The organism is Yoonia sp. (genome assembly GCF_965660735.1).
Lineage (GTDB): Bacteria > Pseudomonadota > Alphaproteobacteria > Rhodobacterales > Rhodobacteraceae > Yoonia.
The window spans coordinates 23,485-40,368 of sequence record NZ_CBFIBD010000013.1 but is presented as its reverse complement, the minus strand read 5'-3'; the positions used below and the strand labels follow the sequence as shown (position 1 = coordinate 40,368).

Genomic DNA, 16,884 nt, shown 5'->3' with positions numbered 1-16,884 from the left:
CCGTCTAGGCTAATCCCATTCCAATCTGTGGGGGCCGAGATGCAACACCATATTCGCCTTGGCGTCGATATCGGCGGCACATTCACCGACGTTGTGCTAGAGGTGGGCGGCACACAGCAGTCCACCAAGGTGCTGACCACCTATGCCGCCCCCGAGGATGCGATCATCGAGGGCATGCATCAGGTCTGCAAGAGGGCCGGAATTGTGCCTGCGCAGATCGGCCAGATCATCCACGGCACCACGCTGGCGACGAACGCGCTGATCGAACGGCGCGGCGCGCGCACGGCGCTGATCACGACCGAAGGTTTCCGCGACGTGATCGAAATGCGCACCGAAAGCCGGTTTGAACAATACGATTTGAACCTGCAACTGCCTGAACCGCTATTGCCACGCCAGCACCGCTTTACCCTGTCCGAACGGGTAGATGCGCAGGGCAACGTGCTGATCCCGCTGGACCGGGGCGCAGTCGCGGCACTGGCCGACCAGATCGCACCGATGGGGTTTGACAGCATCGCCGTGGGCCTGATTCACGCCTATCTGAACGATGCGCACGAACGGATGATCCGCGATGTGCTGGCCGAAAAACTGCCCGGTGTCATGGTGTCGCTGTCGTCCGAGGTGTCGCCGCAGATGCGCGAATACGAACGGTTCAATACGACTGTCGCCAATGCCTATATCAAGCCGCTGATGAAATCCTACCTTGGCCGGCTCAAGGGGCGCTTGGCGGATGAAGGCACGATGTGTCCGATCTTCCTGATGCATTCGGGTGGCGGAATCATCAGCCTTGAAAGTGCGGCGGATTTTCCGGTGCGGCTGGTGGAATCCGGGCCAGCGGGGGGCGCTGTCTTTGCCGCCGATATTGCTGCGCGGCACGGGCTGGACAAGGTGCTGTCGTTCGACATGGGCGGCACAACGGCCAAGATTTGCCTGATCAAGAACCAGACGCCGAAAACCGCGCGCGTGTTCGAGGTGGCGCGCACCTATCGGTTCAAAAAGGGATCGGGGATGCCGATTTCGATTCCGGTGATCGACATGGTGGAAATCGGTGCGGGTGGTGGCAGTCTGGCGCATGTGGATACGATGCGCCAGATCCGTGTTGGCCCGGAAAGTGCGGGGTCAGAACCGGGGCCTGCCTGTTACGGGCGAGGCGGCGACCGGCCTGCGGTGACCGATGCCGACCTGACACTGGGCAAGCTGGACCCCGATCATTTTGCTGGTGGGTCGATCCCGCTGCACCCCGATGCGGCAACCGATGCATTGACAACTTTGGGCGCGCCGCTGGACATGGATGCGGTGACGGCCGCTTATGGTCTGGCCGAGGTCGTGGATGAAAACATGGCCAACGCGGCCCGCGTGCACGCGGTCGAAAACGGCGAGGATCTGGCCGATTACACGATGATCGCCTTTGGCGGTGCGGCACCGCTTCATGCCGGGCGCCTGTGTGAAAAGCTGGGCATCAACCGCCTGCTGGTGCCCACGGGGGCCGGTGTCGGTTCCGCCATTGGGTTCCTGCGCGCGCCCTTCAGTTTCGAGGCGACGCGCAGCGTCTATATGAAACTGTCGGATTTCGCGCCCGATGTGGTGAAAACACTGCTGGCCGATCTGGCGGCCGAGGCGACAGGTTTCGTACGCACATGCGATGCGACAGCCGCCATTCAGGCCGAATACAAGGTCTATATGCGCTACACAGGGCAGGGCTGGGAAATCCCCATCAGCCTGAGCGCCGATGACGCGCGCGACCCTGATGCGGCGCGTTTTCAGGCGCTGTTCGAGGCGGATTATACAACTCTCTTTGGTCGCACAGTGGCGGGCATGGATATTGAAATCACCGTCTGGGCCGTCAACGCCACGACCGAGGCGGCAAAACCTGCCGCCCTGGCCGACACGCCTGATGCCAGCGACGCCACCGTGGCAGCCCGGCGTGATCTGTTCGACCCCGCCCTTGGCACGATGACGCAAGCCGCCGTTGTTGCCCGCGCCAGCCTGACAGCGGGCCAGACGATCACCGGCCCCGCTTTGATCACCGAGGATGAAACGACCATCGTCATCCCTGCCAGCCGCACCGCCATCGCGCGCCCCGACGGCACCATCGACATCACAGAGGTGAAACCATGAGCAGCGTTGCCTATCAGGTCATGTGGAACCGCCTGATTTCCGTGGTCGAGGAACAGGCGCAGGCGCTGGTGCGCACCGCTTTTTCAACCTCTGTGCGCGAGGCAGGAGATCTGTCCGCCGGGGTCTATAATGCGGATGGGTTGATGCTGGCGCAGGCGGTGACCGGCACGCCGGGCCACGTGAACGCCATGGCCGATGCGGTCGCGCATTTCATCCGGCGGATCGGGCCGGACAATATCACCCAAGGTGACGTCTATATCACCAATGACCCGTGGGAAGGCACAGGCCATCTGCACGACATCACCGTCGTCACCCCGTCCTTTCACAAGGGTAATCATGTGGGGTTCTTTGCCTGCACGGCGCATGTCGTCGATATCGGTGGGCGCGGTTTCGGCGCGGATGCCGCCAGCGTTTACGAGGAAGGGATCTATATCCCGATCATGAAATTCGCCGACCGCGGCCGCGTTGACGACACGCTGGTGCGGATATTGCGCGGCAATGTGCGCGAACCGGACCAGTTGATCGGCGATATCTACGCGCTGGCGACATGCAATGAAATCGGCCAGCGGCGTCTGGCGGAAATGATGGATGAATTTGCGCTGACCGATCTGGCGGGCATCGGCGACTTTATCCTTGAAAATTCGCGCCGCGCCACGCTGGAACGCATCGCCGCCCTGCCACGTGAAACCGCATCGGGCGGCATGACGATTGACGGTTTTGACACACCCATTGATCTGCGTGTCAAACTGACCATCGCCGCCGATCATATCCTGTGCGATTTCGCGGGCACATCAGGGTTGGACAAGAAGGGCATCAACGTCCCGCTGGTCTATACCAAGGCCTATGCCTGCTATGCGCTGAAATGCGCGATTGCGCCCGAAATCCCCAATAATGCCGCGTCTTTGGCCCCGTTTCAGGTGACAGCGCCGGTGGATAGCATCGTGAACGCGGTGCATCCCGCGCCCGTCGCGCTGCGCCATATCATCGGGCATATGATCCCCGATACCGTCTTTGATGCGCTGGATAAAATCCTGCCCGCGACGGTCCCCGCCGAGGGTGCGGGCTGTCTGTGCAACTTTCAGGTCAGCCTGCGCCCCACTGGCGCAAACGGGCGGCGGGCCGAGGTGCTGACCTTCAACTCTGGCGGGGCAGGGGCGCGGCCGGGCGTGGACGGGCTGAACGCCACCGCCTTTCCGTCCGGTGTGATGACCATGCCGGTCGAGGCGACGGAACACACCGGCCCCGTCATCATCTGGCGCAAGGAACTGCGCCCCGACAGCGGCGGTGCGGGCCAATATCGCGGCGGCTTGGGCCAGTATATGGAGGTGGGCGCCGCCGCAGGCCACGAATGCGATTTTTCCGCCATGTTCGACCGCGTGGATCACCCCGCACGTGGACGGCAGGGCGGTGCGGATGGCGCGCCCACCACGATTGCACAGGATGATGGCACGGCCATGCGCGGCAAGGGCAAGCAATTCGTGCCCGCCGGGCGGCGCGTCATACTGGGGTTTCCCGGCGGGGCGGGCTATGGCCCTGCGGTCAGCCGTGACCCCGCGCTGGTGAAACGCGACCTTGCGCGTGGCTATATTTCCGCCAAAGCTGCGGTGCAGGACTATGGCATGTCCGAGGCCGATGTTACGGCTGTTCTGGCCGCCGTTGCGAAGGGGGAAACCACATGACGCAGGCACCGCTGCAATCCAGCTATGACGTGGTGATCGTGGGCGGTGCGATGCTGGGGTCGTCGGTGGCGTGGTTCCTGACGGATAATCCTGGTTTCGATGGCAGCATTCTGGTGGTCGAACGCGACCCGACTTATGAATGGTGTTCGACGTCGCACACCAATTCCTGCATCCGCCAGCAGTTCAGCGCACCGATCAACGTGAAAATTTCCCAGTTCGGCGCGGATTTCGTAAAGAATTTCCGCGCCTATATGGGTGGTGACGAACGGGTGCCGCACCCGCGTCTACACAGTTTCGGCTATATGTATCTGGCGGATAACGAACAATTCGCCGCAGCGCTGCGCGACAGCCAGCAGGTGCAGGCGGCCTGCGGTGCAGGCACGCGGCATATGATGCCCGATGAAATTGCCGCCGCCTATCCGTTCTACAATCTGGACGACATCATCGCGGGCAATCATAACCTGATCGACGAAGGCTATTTCGACGGCAACACATTGTTTGACTGGTGGCGCCGGTCGGCGCGGGAACGTGGCGTGGAATATGTCACGAACGAAGTCATCGCGATGAACCGAAACGCTGCCGGAACGCAGGTAGAAAGCGTGATCCTGCAATCGGGCGAGGTGATCGCCTGCGGCACGGTCGTGAATGCATCCGGCCCCCGTGCGGTGCTGACATCGCGCATGGCGGGGATTGACCTGCCGGTGGAACCGCGCAAGCGGTACACCTTTATCTTTGCGGCAGCCAAACCGCTGGACCGTGACCTGCCGCTGACGATCGACCCGTCCGGCGTGCATGTCCGCACCGATGGCACATTCTATATGGCAGGTTGCCCGCCAGAGGATGACCACGCTGTGGATTATAACGATTTCACGCCCGACCATGACATCTGGGAAAACCACGTCTGGCCCGTCATTGCCCACCGCATCCCCCAGTTCGAGGCGATCAAGTTGCGCAATTCATGGGTCGGTCATTACGCCTATAACACGCTGGACCAGAACGCCGTTTTGGGTCCGCACCCAGAGGTCGGCAATTTCATTTTCGTGAACGGGTTTTCAGGCCACGGGTTCCAGCAATCGCCCGCTGTGGGGCGTGGGATGGCGGAATGGATCACACATGGCGCATATCAGACGCTTGATCTGACGCCATTCCACTATGACCGGATCACGCAGGGTGCGGCATTCATGGAAAGGGCCGTGATATGAACCTGCCCGCAAACCCCTTTCTGGCCGCGATCCGTGTGGGCCAGCCGCAAATCGGGCTGTGGGCCAGCCTTGCCAGCAATTACGCGGCTGAGGTGGTGGCAGGTGCGGGCTATGACTGGCTGCTGGTGGATATGGAACATTCGCCCGGCGATGTCATGACCACGCTGGGTCAGTTGCAGGCGATTGCGCCCTATGCATCTACTGCCATCGTGCGCACGCCCTGGAATGACGCCGTGATGGTCAAGCGCCTGCTGGATATCGGCGCGCCGGGGCTGTTGTTTCCCATGGTCCAGACGGTGGACGAGGCGCGCGCCGCTGTTGCTGCCACCCGCTATCCCCCCGACGGTATCCGGGGTGTGGCCGGGTCGATCCGCGCCAACCGCTTTGGCCGGATCACGGATTATTATGCCAGGGTGGGCGATGAAACCTGCGTGCTGATCCAGCTTGAAACACAAGTGGCGATTGACCGTGCGGCGGCGATTGCATCCGTCAAAGGCGTTGATGGCATCTTTTTCGGCCCTGCCGATATTGCCGCCGATATGGGGCTGATCGGGCAGCCGATGCATGCGGATGTCTGGGCGCGGATCATACCCGCAGCGCGGGCGCTGATGGATGCAGGCATGCCCGTCGGCACGCTTGTCACCGATCCCGCCTTTGCGGCGGACCTGCTGAACGACGGCTTTACATTCGTGGCCTGCGGCACCGATACCGGGTTGCTGGCCAAGGGGGCTGATAACTTGCTGGCGCAGATGCGCAAAACGACAAAGGAAAGATGATGAAAAAACTTGTACTGACAGGGGCCGCCGGCCGCCTTGGATCCTACCTGCGCGAACCGCTAAGCAAGATGTGTGACACGCTGGTCTCTACGGATATCGCGCCCGAAATTGGCACGACCTATCCGGGTGAAACCTATGTGCAGGCGGACCTGTCCGACCTTGCCGCGATGGAAGAGGTGATCGCGGGCGCCGATATGGTCGTGCATTTCGGCGCGATCGCGGACGAGGCGCCATGGGATGACATCCTGCAATCCAACATCATCGGGGCCTATAACGTGTGGGAGGCCGCCTATCGGCATGGCGTGAAACGGGTGGTCTATGCCAGTTCGGTGCATGCGGTCGGGATGCACAAGAAAACCGACACGATCGGCCTTGATGCGCCACACAAGCCCGACACCTATTACGGGCTGGCCAAATGTTTCTGCGAAGACCTCGCCAGCCTTTACTGGGACAAGCGCGGGATTGAAGCGGTTTGTCTTCGCATCTTTTCCTGCGCGCCTGCCAATAACGCGCGCAGCATTGGCACATGGCTGTCCTATGACGATCTGATCCATCTGGTGCAGCGGTCCATCGACAGCCCCGTTGTCGGGTTCACAGTGGTCTACGGCATTTCGAACAATGACCGCGCCGTGGTGGACAATACAAAGGCGGGGCATCTGGGCTACCGCCCCAAGGACAACGCCGAACACTTTGCGGCTCAGGTCTTTGCCGATACGCCGCCGCTGGATAACAAGGATCTGGCGAACCTGTGCATCGGCGGCCCCTTTGCGACGGTCGAGTTGGGCAATTCCGGCGTGGCTGCGTTGAATATCATCGACGATCGCAAGAAAAGCTGACCTGCCGCGCGGTCAGGCCTTGCGTGACCGCGCGATCCACATGCCAGCCAGGATCAGCGCAACGCCGATTATCCGCGCCAGCGGGCTGCCCGGCGCGCCCATCGCCACATCCAGCACCACGCCCGAAATCATTTGCCCGGCGATGATCAGCATCGCGGTCTGCGCCGCCCCGATCCGCGGGATCAGCCAACTGCCCGCCGCGATGAACACCACGCCAATCGGCCCGCCCAGCCAGGCGAACCACGGCGCCGCCTGCGGTTCACCTGCAAACAGTCCACCGATCGCCAGCGCCACAAGGGTGATAAAGACAAAACCGACGATATGGTTCCAGAACGATGATTCCAGCGCCGATGTGGACAGCGCCAGCCGCCCGTTGATCTGGCGCGACAGCGACACCAGCACACCGGCCAGCACTGCAAGGGCGGCAAACAGCATCATGGCCCGCGCCCGAAAAAGATCAGGATCAGGCTGCCGCCGACGATCAGTGCCAGTGCCACCAGATCACGCCGCCCCGGCATCCGTTTCGGCAGGCCGAAAAGGCCGCGTATATCGGCCAGCAGGCTGAACATCATCTGCCCGGCCAGCCCCAGCGCGATGGTTCCCGACAAGGCCAGCGGCGTATTGACCGCGAATGACGTCAACATCACCGTCACGCCGCCGGAAACACCTCCCAGATAGGTCCAGATCGGGGGGCGGGTGGCGGTCGCCCGGCGGGGGCGCAGAACTGCCAGCAACAACAAGGCTGCCACTGTGCCCATCAGGTGCGGCACCCATGATGCAAAAAGCAGCGATCCATACGCTGCCAATGTCCCATTGAACAACACCATCAGCGTCAAAAGCCCGCCTGCACCAAAGGCGAGGATGGCGGGGATCAGGCGGTCGTGTGTGGTCTTGCCGGTCATGCGAGGGTCATCACGCTTTCGTCTTGCGAAAGCAATCAATTTTAGGGGTTCAGAGGTGCAATGGCGCAAGGCACGCGGCAAGGAGGCAGGCAGCGGTTATTGTGGGCGTAAAACTGTGCAAATAGCACCATCCGCCACCCTAGAGCCCACCGCTGCCTGACTAGTTAACAAGACACTCGTAAACCAAGACATATCTGGGCCAGATCAATATGCCCTTCGCTACATCTAGGCGTGGGGTGTGGTGACAATTAGACATAAACTGCGCTTTCTCGGGTCACTTACATGACAGGAGGTGAACAGTGTTGCCTTAAGTATTGACACGCCGCTTTTGCAACGTATAAGCCGCGCTTCATTGGTGTTGGTGGACCGCGCAAGCAGAACCCTGTCGTCCCGTCAAAATTCGGGGAAAGGACAACGCCCTTCGCAATGCAAAGAAGGAGATCAGCGTATGACTAAACGTACCGCTGCCAAGTATAAAATTGACCGCCGGATGGGCGAGAACATCTGGGGCCGTCCCAAATCCCCCGTCAACCGTCGTGAATATGGCCCCGGCCAGCACGGCCAGCGCCGCAAGGGCAAACTGTCCGATTTCGGGATTCAGCTGCGCGCCAAGCAAAAGCTGAAGGGGTATTACGGCGATCTGACCGAAAAGCAGTTCCGCCGCATCTATGCAGAAGCTGAACGTGTCAAAGGCGACACCGGTGAAAACCTGATCGGCCTGCTGGAACGGCGTCTGGATGCGGTCGTTTACCGTGCCAAGTTCGTGCCAACCGTCTTTGCTGCACGCCAGTTCGTGAACCATGGCCACGTGACCGTGAATGGCAAGCGGGTGAACATCCCGTCTTACCGCGTGAAGGAAGGCGACGTCATCGAAGTGCGCCAGAAATCCAAGCAAATGGAAATGGTCCTTGTGGCGGCGCAACTGCCCGAACGTGACGTGCCCGACTACATGGATGTCGATCATTCCAAGATGGTCGCCACCTTTACACGCACACCCGCACTTGGCGATGTGCCTTACCCGGTGAACATGGAACCAAATCTGGTTGTCGAATTCTACGCCAAGAACTAAAGTCCCGGCCAAGAAGAAATCGAAAGAGGCCACCTGTCAGGGTGGCCTTTTTTCGTTGATGCGGGGGGTTTGTTTCAATCCTGCCGCGCATGGCTTATGAGGTGCGCAAGTTTGAACAAGGGAAAGGGGCCACGTATGACAACTCACCCAAATTATGGCCGCATTGACGGCGATATCGTAATGATCGGTTTCGGGTCGATCGGAAAAGGCACGCTGCCACTGATCCAGCGCCATTTCGACTATGATCCGGCGCGGTTCAGCGTGATTGACCCCAACCCGGCAAGTGCGGCGTTCCTGGGCGAACAGGGCATCACCCATCATCAGGTGGCGTTGACCCCCGAAAACTACCGCGAGGTGCTGGGGGAGTTGTTTCCTGATGGCAAGGGGTTCTGCGTCAACCTGTCGGTCGATACATCATCGCTGGATCTGATGAAATTCTGCCGCGAGATCGGTGTGCTGTATATTGATACGGTGGTCGAACCCTGGGCCGGGTTCTATTTCGACACGACGGAAAATGCCGAACGCACAAATTACGCCCTGCGCCAGAAGGTGCGCGACGAAAAGGCGGCAAACCCCGGTGGCGCGACTGCGGTCAGTTGTTGTGGCGCAAATCCCGGCATGGTCAGCTGGTTCGTCAAGGAAGGGCTGATGACCCTCGCCCGCGATCTAGGGCGCGACGATGCTGCGCCTGCGGACCGCGCAGGATGGGGGACGTTGATGCAGTCTTTGGGCGTCAAGGGTGTGCACATCGCGGAACGCGACACGCAGGCCCGCGACAAACCGCGCCCGCGTGATGTGTTCGTGAACACTTGGTCGGTCGAAGGGTTTATCGCCGAAGGTTTTCAGCCCGCCGAACTGGGCTGGGGAACCCACGAAAAATGGATGCCGGAAACCGCGCACACCTATGAAACAGGCTGTCAGGCTGGCATCTGGTTTGAACGGCCCGGCGCGATTACCCGTGTCCACACGTGGTGCCCCACACCCGGCCCGCAGTTCGGTTTTCTGGTGACCCATAACGAGGCGATCAGCATTTCGGATTACTATACCGTGGGCGACAAATCCGCCCCCGATTTCCGCCCGACCTGTCACTACGCCTATCACCCTTCCGACGATGCGGTCCTCAGCTTGCATGAGATGTTCGGCGCGGGTCGCCAGCAGACAGTTCATGAAATCCTTGATGTGGACGAAATCGTGACCGGTATCGACGAATTGGGTGTGCTTCTCTATGGCCACGAAAAGAATGCGCTCTGGTTCGGCTCGCGCCTGTCGAACGAAGAAACCAAATCGCTGGCCCCCTATCAGAATGCGACCGGGTTGCAGGTGACATCGGCTGTGCTGGCGGGGATGGTCTGGGCGCTGGAAAACCCCGATGCGGGGATCGTCGAGACCGACGAGATGGATCACGCCCGCTGCCTTGAGGTGCAGCGCCCCTATCTGGGCCCGGTCGAGGCGCATTATACCGATTGGACACCCCTACAGGACCGGTGGGAGCATTTCTCCGAAGATATTGACGAAACCGACCCATGGCAGTTCCGCAATGTCCTGGCCACCTAGGGTGCAGGTTCCGGCATCTGAAGGAACAGATAAGGCGCTCTAATGCGTCCAGGCGCCACGCCGGTTTGTCGCGAAATTTTCGCCGTATCCGCCGCGGCGGATGTTCGGTTTGCGTCTGTGGGGGTCCTGCACAATGGCGTCTATGCCGTGCTCACGCGCATAATCCAATGCTGCCTGCTTGGTGTCGAACGTCAGTCGCACCTGTGCCTGCGTATCCGAAGACGACGTCCACCCCATCAGAGGATCTACCTCGCGGGCGGTTTCGGCTACATGTTCCAGAACCCAATGATGCGTTTTCGCCGTGCCTGACGACATCGCGGTTCGGGCTGGTCTGTAGATACGTGCGCGCATGCGGGTTCTCCTTGCTTGTGACTTATTTCGAATTCGGGGTTGCTTGGCAAGGTGGGGCACTTCGAAAAAAGAGTCCGGATTAATCAAACGTCAAGTTAGCGGGTCTAGGGTGCTTGTCACAAGCCTCATTTTGGCAATTGATTATCAGTTGGGAACAAAGACCATGATCAAGCAAAGTGTTACGACCCTCGCCATGTTGGTTGCCTGCCAGGCTGCACTGGCAGATGAATTTACCCCTGCGCTACGGGATTACCTGAACACCAACATCAGTCAGTGGGCGACCGATCCGGTCATCCTTGATGTGTTGCGCACAGCCAATGCGGAAACCGCTGGATATGACCTTGCCAGAATCAACGCGCTGGACATGACCTGGCGGGCAGAAGTCGGGATGCCCGAAACTCCTGTAATCACGCCTGTTCTGACAAATAATGCGGCGGATTTCCTGCGTGACAGGGTCGCTGCATCGGACGGTGTCATCGCTGAAATTTTTATCATGGATCAGGTCGGGTTGAACGCCGCCGCATCCTCCGTGACCTCTGACATGTGGCAGGGCGACGAGGAAAAGTTCATCCAGACCTACCAGGTCGGTGCCGGCGCCACACATATCGCAGAGGTCGAATTTGACGAATCGACGCAAACCTACCTTGGGCAGGTGTCCATCAGCATCAGCGATCCCAAGACCGGTGACCTTCTCGGCGCGATGACGATCGGGCTGAACGCCGAGGCATTGTTTTAATCACATAACACAACGGGTGTGCCCATGTCTGTCTCAAGCTCTGGTGCGATACGTCGCATGTTCGGTCAATCGGTTTATGCGAAATGTCTTTGGATTACCGCGATTACGACGATCGTGGTCGCCACGCTGGTCAGTGTGCAAAATTTCAATGTGAGTGAAAGAATAGCACGAGAAAGCATTGTCGATCTTGGCGCCACCAACACTGCCAATGCCGCCAAGGGGATTGGCGGGGCCATCCGGTTTCAGAAGAAGGATGAAATAGACAAATTGTTAGCGCAATTACTAGACGGTTCAGATGGGCGGGCCCGTGCCGCAACAGTCCTGTCCCTGCAGGGGGAGGTTCTGTCGGAACTGGTGCGTCCGGGCGGCGATGTTGCACCGCTGGCGCAGGTTGCCCGAACTGCACTGGTGGATAACATGGCGCGAACCGGCGCCAATGGATTGCAAATTGCGGTCCCCGTGCGTTTTGGCAACAGCGGTGAAACCGTCGGTGTGCTCGCGGTCGGCTGGACTGCCGCACCGGTTCTGGCGCGGTTGGCCAATGAAAAACTGCGCACATTGATCATATCCGCAGTGGCGCTTTGTGCCATGCTGGGGTTTTCAATTTTCCTGCTGCGACGCATACTGGGTAATCCGCTGCACCGCCTCGAGGTTGCCGTTCAATCCGTCGCCAATGGCGACTATGAGGTATCGATCGCCGGAACTGACCGGGCAGATGAAATTGGGCGGCTTGCGCGCAATCTGGACCAGATGCGCATGGGGCTGGCCGAGGCCAAGTTGGTTTCGGACCGGGCCGCGGCCGATCAGGTGGAACAAGAAAACGTCATTGCGGCGCTGACAAATGGGCTGCAATGCCTCGCTGCTGGCGACCTTACGGCGCAGATATCGCAGGATTTCACGACGCGCTACCAACAGCTTAGCATGGACTTTAACAATACCGCGCGCACCTTGCATGATGCTGTGCTGACTGTCGTGCAGAATGCGGAAATGATCCGCAAGGAGTCGGACGAAATAGGTGGCCATTCCAGTGACCTCTCCCGACGAACGGAAAATCAGGCCGCAACACTGGAAGAAACGGCTGCGGCGCTGGATCAACTGACCGGCGGTGTGAAGGCTGCTGCTGATAGTGCCAGAGAGGTGGAAGGGATTGTGCATGAAGCACAAACAGAGGCGAATGAAAGCGCAGCGATCGTCGCGCAGACTGTTGCGGCCATGTCCGAGATTGAAGGGTCTTCAACACAGATTTCAACGATTATATCCGTTATTGACGACATTGCTTTCCAGACCAATCTCTTGGCGCTGAATGCAGGTGTTGAAGCTGCCCGTGCGGGCGAGGCCGGCCGCGGGTTTGCCGTCGTCGCATCCGAGGTTCGCGCACTGGCCCAACGGTCGTCGGAAGCCGCACAAGAGATCAAGGCATTGATCGGCAGCAGTTCGCAGCATGTCGCACGCGGTGTGAAGCTGGTTGGCCAAGCCGGCGATGTGCTGACATCAATCACAGGGCGCGTCACGGAAATTGCCAGTCTGACATCTGGCATGGCCGATGCTGCGACTGAACAATCGCGCAGTCTGGCCGAGATCAATATCGGTGTGAGCCAACTGGACAAGGTGACCCAACAGAATGCCGGCATGGTGGAAAGCGCTGATGCGGCCAGCCAGTCGCTGCGCATGCAGGCGGCGGCATTGGGTGAAACCGTGGAACGTTTTACGACCAACGCAAGTAGGCCAAGCAGGAATACACCGGTGGCCGCCTGATGGACAAAACAGAAACATCGCGAATGGGCGGGTTGAAAATTCCGGCGAAAGGAACAAGTCTAGGGCATCACTGTATGGAGTCTCGCCAACGTGTCCGACGCAATAACCGCCCAGCAGGATGCGCCCGTTTATCTTGCCAACCCGTCTCCTGATGTCAAAACCCGCGAAAAGCTGGAGGGTGGCAAGAAATTCGTCCTGAAAACCGAATTTTCCCCGGCTGGCGATCAACCCACAGCAATCAAGGAACTGAGCGCGGGGATCATGAACGGTGAGCGTGATCAGGTCCTGCTGGGTGCAACCGGTACGGGCAAAACCTTTACCATGGCGAAAATGATCGAAGAAACCCAGCGGCCCGCGATCATTCTGGCGCCGAACAAGACACTTGCTGCGCAACTTTATGGTGAATTCAAGGGGTTCTTTCCGGATAATGCAGTCGAGTATTTCGTGAGTTACTACGATTATTATCAGCCCGAGGCCTATGTCGCCCGGTCGGATACATACATCGAAAAGGAATCGCAGATCAACGAACAGATCGACCGCATGCGCCATTCTGCGACCAGAGCACTTTTGGAAAGGGACGATGTGATCATCGTCGCCTCGGTCAGTTGCATTTACGGGATCGGGTCGGTCGAAACCTACGGGGCAATGACCCAGGATATCCACGTCGGTCGCGCCTATGACCAACGGCAAATCATTGCTGATTTGATCGCACAGCAATACCGGCGCAATGATCAGGCATTTCAGCGGGGCACATTTCGGGTGCGCGGGGATAGCCTTGAAATCTGGCCTGCCCACCTTGACGATCGCGCATGGAAGCTGTCGTTCTTTGGTGAAGAACTCGAAGCGATCACCGAGTTCGACCCGCTGACGGGGACCAAGACGGACAACTTCGAAAAGATTCGCGTCTATGCAAATTCCCACTACGTGACGCCCAAGCCAACAATGCAGCAGGCTGTGCAAGGCATCAAGAAAGAGTTGCGACAGCGGCTGGACCAACTGGTTGCCGATGGCAAGCTGCTTGAGGCACAGCGTTTGGAGCAACGGACAAATTTCGATCTCGAAATGCTGGAGGCGACGGGCGTCTGCAACGGGATCGAAAATTATTCGCGTTATCTGACTGGCCGTGCCCCGGGTGAACCGCCCCCGACGCTGTTCGAATTCATTCCAGACAATGCGATTGTTTTTGCGGATGAAAGCCATGTTTCAGTTCCGCAGATTGGCGGAATGTACAAGGGCGACTACAGGCGCAAATTCACACTGGCTGAACACGGGTTCCGCCTGCCGTCGTGCATGGACAACCGCCCCCTCAAATTCGAAGAATGGGACGCCATGCGCCCACAATCCGTGTTCGTATCGGCGACACCGGCCGCTTGGGAGCTGGAGCAGGCCGGAGGGGTATTTACCGAACAGATCATTCGCCCCACAGGCTTGATCGACCCTGAAATCGAGATACGCCCCGTGGATATGCAGGTCGATGATCTGCTGGACGAGGTGCGCAAGGTGGCTGCAAACGGCTATCGCACGTTGGTGACCACGCTGACCAAACGCATGTCCGAAGATCTGACCGAATACATGCATGAACAGGGCATTCGCGTCCGTTATATGCATTCCGATATCGATACCATCGAACGGATCGAGATTTTGCGCGACCTGCGGCTGGGTGCCTTTGACGTGCTGATCGGGATCAACCTGCTGCGCGAGGGCTTGGATATTCCTGAATGCGGGCTGGTGGCAATTCTGGATGCCGACAAGGAAGGGTTTCTGCGATCCGAAACCAGTTTGGTGCAGACGATTGGACGTGCCGCGCGCAATGCCGAAGGTCGCGTCATCATGTATGCAGACCGGATCACCGGCAGCATGGACCGTGCGATGAAGGAAACCGAGCGGCGACGGGTCAAGCAATTGGCCTATAATGTCGAACACGGGATCACGCCCCAGACCGTCAAGAAGAATGTCGAGGATATTCTGGCCGGACTTTACAAGGGCGATGTGGACATGAACCGCGTCACTGCCAAGGTCGATAAACCGATGGCTGGTGCAAACCTTGCGGCTGTGCTGGACGGGCTGCGCACCGATATGCGCAAGGCCGCCGAGAACCTTGAGTTCGAAGAGGCGGCGCGGCTGCGCGACGAAGTCAAGCGGCTGGAGACTGTCGAGTTGACCATATCGGACGACCCGCTTGCGCGGCAGCAGGCCGTGGACCGGGCGGTCGATGACGCGGCCAAGGCATCAGGGCGCAGCACGGGCGGCCGGGGGGGCATGCGTGGCGGCAAGAGCAGATATGGCGGCAAGCGGTCGTAGATTGAAAGGAAACGAAGCTTTCCCACCCGCGTTCAGGCGGCCAACGAAAGAAGCAGATCCTGGGGGAATCGCCAGATCACATCGCCATCCGTCCAACGCCCCTTGATCAGAAATCCGTGGTCCGCAACGCGCGGAAACTGCGATTGCCAGTCAAAAAACCGGTCATTCGTGACGATCAGCAGGTTGTGTTTGGTCGCCACTTCCAGCAGCATTTCATCAGCGATCACGCCCTTGGGGACTACTTCGACTTGTTCGCGCCGAAGCCCAAGATGCCCCGCCATATATGTGTCGTTGGCATAGTGATCAAAAAGTTTGTAAGCGACATTGGCGTCAAAACAGACCAGCGAAGTATACCCGCGTTGTGTCAAATCGATCAGCACGCCGTAGAGCACCACGATTGACGGCGTGCCGCCCCCATGCATCACATTCGAGCCATCGACGAGGATCGGATGGATTGTTGGTTGCTGTTGTTTCCGCTCGTGCAGGACCGCAAGGCTTGCGCGAAAGATGCGCACACCCACAGCCAAACCGAACACAGCAAAGATGACCGCGCCGAAAACAAACAATATTTTATTGCGGTTGGCATTGTCGGCCAACAGCACGGCAAGTGGCACGAAAGCAATCAAGAGCCCGTACAAAAGCGAAGATAGAAAATTCATTTTCGCAGGTCATCGGCGCAGTCAGCGTGTTATTGCCCATGTCGGCACAAGCGTTGGCTGCGCGCAAGATACGCCCAACCGGTGCGACCTGTCACCTATCCATCAGGATCGGGATATCGGCATTTTCAAGCAGGCTACGGGTGGTGCCGCCAAATACCGCTTCGCGCAGGCGCGAATGGCCGTAGGCCCCCGAAACAATCAGCCCGGCGTCGTGGTCTTGTGCGCATTGCAGCAGCATTTCTGCGACGCTGCCTTTCGTTTCAGGGCTGACATTGACGACCGGCCGCGCGCCGTGGCGGGTCAGGAACTGTGCCAACCCACCGCCCGGGTCGGCCTGGTCCGGGCCATGGCGGGGCGGGTCGATGATGCAAATTTCGGTCTCTGACGCCGTGCGCAGAAAGGGCAGGGCGGCACGGGTTGCCGACAGCGCCTCGGTCCCGTCGTTCCAGCCCAGAACCACGCGCGCGCGCGGCTCTGGCGCGCTGCCGCCCTTGGGGATCATCAGCACCGGACGGCCCGCGATAAACATGCAGTTTTCGACTAGTCCGGCCATTTCGGGATCGTCCTGATAGGGGCGGCCCAGCACGACCAGATCGCAAAACCGCAGCTTTTCGGCCAGATAGTTTCCCAGCACCAGCGACTGCACCATCGCAGCCTGCACCGACCAGCGGACCACCTCGGGTTGCATTCGGTCTTGCAGCCAGCTTTCCAGCTTGTCCCGCTCTGCGATAGCGTCCTTTGTCTGGGTGGCGACGACAGGAGTGGCCATGCCGCTGAGGTCATAGGCCATGCTGTTCTGGTTGATGGAGACGATATGGATATCCAGATGCGCATCCATGCGTGTCGCCAGTGCGATGGCGGCATCCAGCGCGTCTCTTGCGTTATTTGTGTTGGTCAGAATAGTCGCAATGATCTTGTAATCCATCGCGTCGTCCCCTTATCCGTTTCC

Annotated in this window: 15 protein-coding genes; 10 read left to right on the top strand and 5 right to left on the bottom strand. The window is 59.3% G+C overall.

The annotated features are described in order from the left end of the window. Window positions 1-39 precede the first annotated feature (39 nt). Genes ACTG4B_RS07165 through ACTG4B_RS07145 form a run of 5 tightly spaced genes read left to right on the top strand, consistent with a single transcriptional unit; the run spans window position 40 to window position 6,608 of the window. Window positions 40-2,115: a hydantoinase/oxoprolinase family protein gene (locus ACTG4B_RS07165; protein WP_439155010.1), complete on the top strand. Its 2,076-nt coding sequence runs from the start codon at window positions 40-42 to the stop codon at window positions 2,113-2,115. Continuing rightward, window positions 2,112-3,794, top strand: coding sequence for a hydantoinase B/oxoprolinase family protein (locus ACTG4B_RS07160; RefSeq protein WP_439155009.1), 1,683 nt, complete (start codon window positions 2,112-2,114; stop codon window positions 3,792-3,794). The genes ACTG4B_RS07165 and ACTG4B_RS07160 overlap by 4 nt, the downstream gene beginning before the upstream one ends. Further along, the gene (locus ACTG4B_RS07155) at window positions 3,791-4,996 is read left to right on the top strand and encodes an NAD(P)/FAD-dependent oxidoreductase (RefSeq protein WP_439155008.1); all 1,206 of its coding nucleotides are present in this window, start codon (window positions 3,791-3,793) and stop codon (window positions 4,994-4,996) included. Before ACTG4B_RS07160 ends, ACTG4B_RS07155 begins: the two co-directional genes overlap by 4 nt. Continuing rightward, the gene (locus tag ACTG4B_RS07150; RefSeq protein WP_439155007.1) at window positions 4,993-5,772 is read left to right on the top strand and encodes an HpcH/HpaI aldolase family protein; all 780 of its coding nucleotides are present in this window, start codon (window positions 4,993-4,995) and stop codon (window positions 5,770-5,772) included. The genes ACTG4B_RS07155 and ACTG4B_RS07150 overlap by 4 nt, the downstream gene beginning before the upstream one ends. Next, window positions 5,772-6,608: an NAD-dependent epimerase/dehydratase family protein gene (locus ACTG4B_RS07145; protein ID WP_439155006.1), complete on the top strand. Its 837-nt coding sequence runs from the start codon at window positions 5,772-5,774 to the stop codon at window positions 6,606-6,608. The genes ACTG4B_RS07150 and ACTG4B_RS07145 overlap by 1 nt, the downstream gene beginning before the upstream one ends. Before the next feature lie 12 nt (window positions 6,609-6,620). Here the strand turns inward: ACTG4B_RS07145 and ACTG4B_RS07140 are convergent, their stop codons facing one another. Both ACTG4B_RS07140 and ACTG4B_RS07135 read right to left on the bottom strand, forming a co-directional pair. Continuing rightward, complete coding sequence (locus ACTG4B_RS07140; protein WP_439155005.1) at window positions 6,621-7,046, bottom strand: DMT family transporter; 426 nt, start codon at window positions 7,044-7,046, stop codon at window positions 6,621-6,623. Then, entirely contained in the window at window positions 7,043-7,510 is a 468-nt protein-coding gene (locus ACTG4B_RS07135) for a DMT family transporter (protein WP_439155004.1), read from the bottom strand. The genes ACTG4B_RS07140 and ACTG4B_RS07135 overlap by 4 nt, the downstream gene beginning before the upstream one ends. A gap of 448 nt (window positions 7,511-7,958) precedes the next feature. On the opposite strand from ACTG4B_RS07135, the gene rpsD reads away from it, so the two are divergent. Together rpsD and ACTG4B_RS07125 are read left to right on the top strand one after the other, a co-directional pair. Continuing rightward, entirely contained in the window at window positions 7,959-8,579 is a 621-nt protein-coding gene (rpsD, locus tag ACTG4B_RS07130; RefSeq protein WP_439155003.1) for a 30S ribosomal protein S4, read from the top strand. 135 nt (window positions 8,580-8,714) lie between these two features. After that, a complete protein-coding gene (locus ACTG4B_RS07125) occupies window positions 8,715-10,133 on the top strand; it encodes a homospermidine synthase (RefSeq protein ID WP_439155002.1) in 1,419 nt (472 codons plus the stop codon). A gap of 39 nt (window positions 10,134-10,172) precedes the next feature. Here ACTG4B_RS07125 and ACTG4B_RS07120 read toward each other — a convergent pair whose 3' ends face one another. Next, complete coding sequence (locus ACTG4B_RS07120) at window positions 10,173-10,484, bottom strand: ETC complex I subunit (RefSeq protein WP_439155001.1); 312 nt, start codon at window positions 10,482-10,484, stop codon at window positions 10,173-10,175. A gap of 163 nt (window positions 10,485-10,647) precedes the next feature. On the opposite strand from ACTG4B_RS07120, the gene ACTG4B_RS07115 reads away from it, so the two are divergent. The 3 genes from ACTG4B_RS07115 (at window position 10,648) to uvrB (ending at window position 15,276) form a co-directional block, all read left to right on the top strand. Then, window positions 10,648-11,220 (top strand): hypothetical protein, encoded by a 573-nt coding sequence (locus ACTG4B_RS07115; RefSeq protein ID WP_439155000.1) that lies wholly within the window; start codon window positions 10,648-10,650, stop codon window positions 11,218-11,220. A 24-nt stretch (window positions 11,221-11,244) separates the two neighbouring features. Continuing rightward, window positions 11,245-12,975 carry a methyl-accepting chemotaxis protein gene (locus ACTG4B_RS07110; RefSeq protein ID WP_439154999.1) on the top strand — a complete coding sequence of 577 codons (1,731 nt, stop codon included), beginning with the start codon at window positions 11,245-11,247 and terminating at the stop codon, window positions 12,973-12,975. Window positions 12,976-13,065: 90 nt separating this feature from the next. Continuing rightward, the gene (uvrB, locus tag ACTG4B_RS07105) at window positions 13,066-15,276 is read left to right on the top strand and encodes an excinuclease ABC subunit UvrB (RefSeq protein ID WP_439154998.1); all 2,211 of its coding nucleotides are present in this window, start codon (window positions 13,066-13,068) and stop codon (window positions 15,274-15,276) included. Window positions 15,277-15,308: 32 nt separating this feature from the next. Here uvrB and ACTG4B_RS07100 read toward each other — a convergent pair whose 3' ends face one another. Then, window positions 15,309-15,935, bottom strand: a complete 627-nt coding sequence (locus ACTG4B_RS07100; protein WP_439154997.1) for an NYN domain-containing protein — start codon at window positions 15,933-15,935, stop codon at window positions 15,309-15,311. A gap of 91 nt (window positions 15,936-16,026) precedes the next feature. After that, complete coding sequence (locus ACTG4B_RS07095) at window positions 16,027-16,860, bottom strand: universal stress protein (RefSeq protein WP_439154996.1); 834 nt, start codon at window positions 16,858-16,860, stop codon at window positions 16,027-16,029. Window positions 16,861-16,884 lie beyond the last annotated feature (24 nt).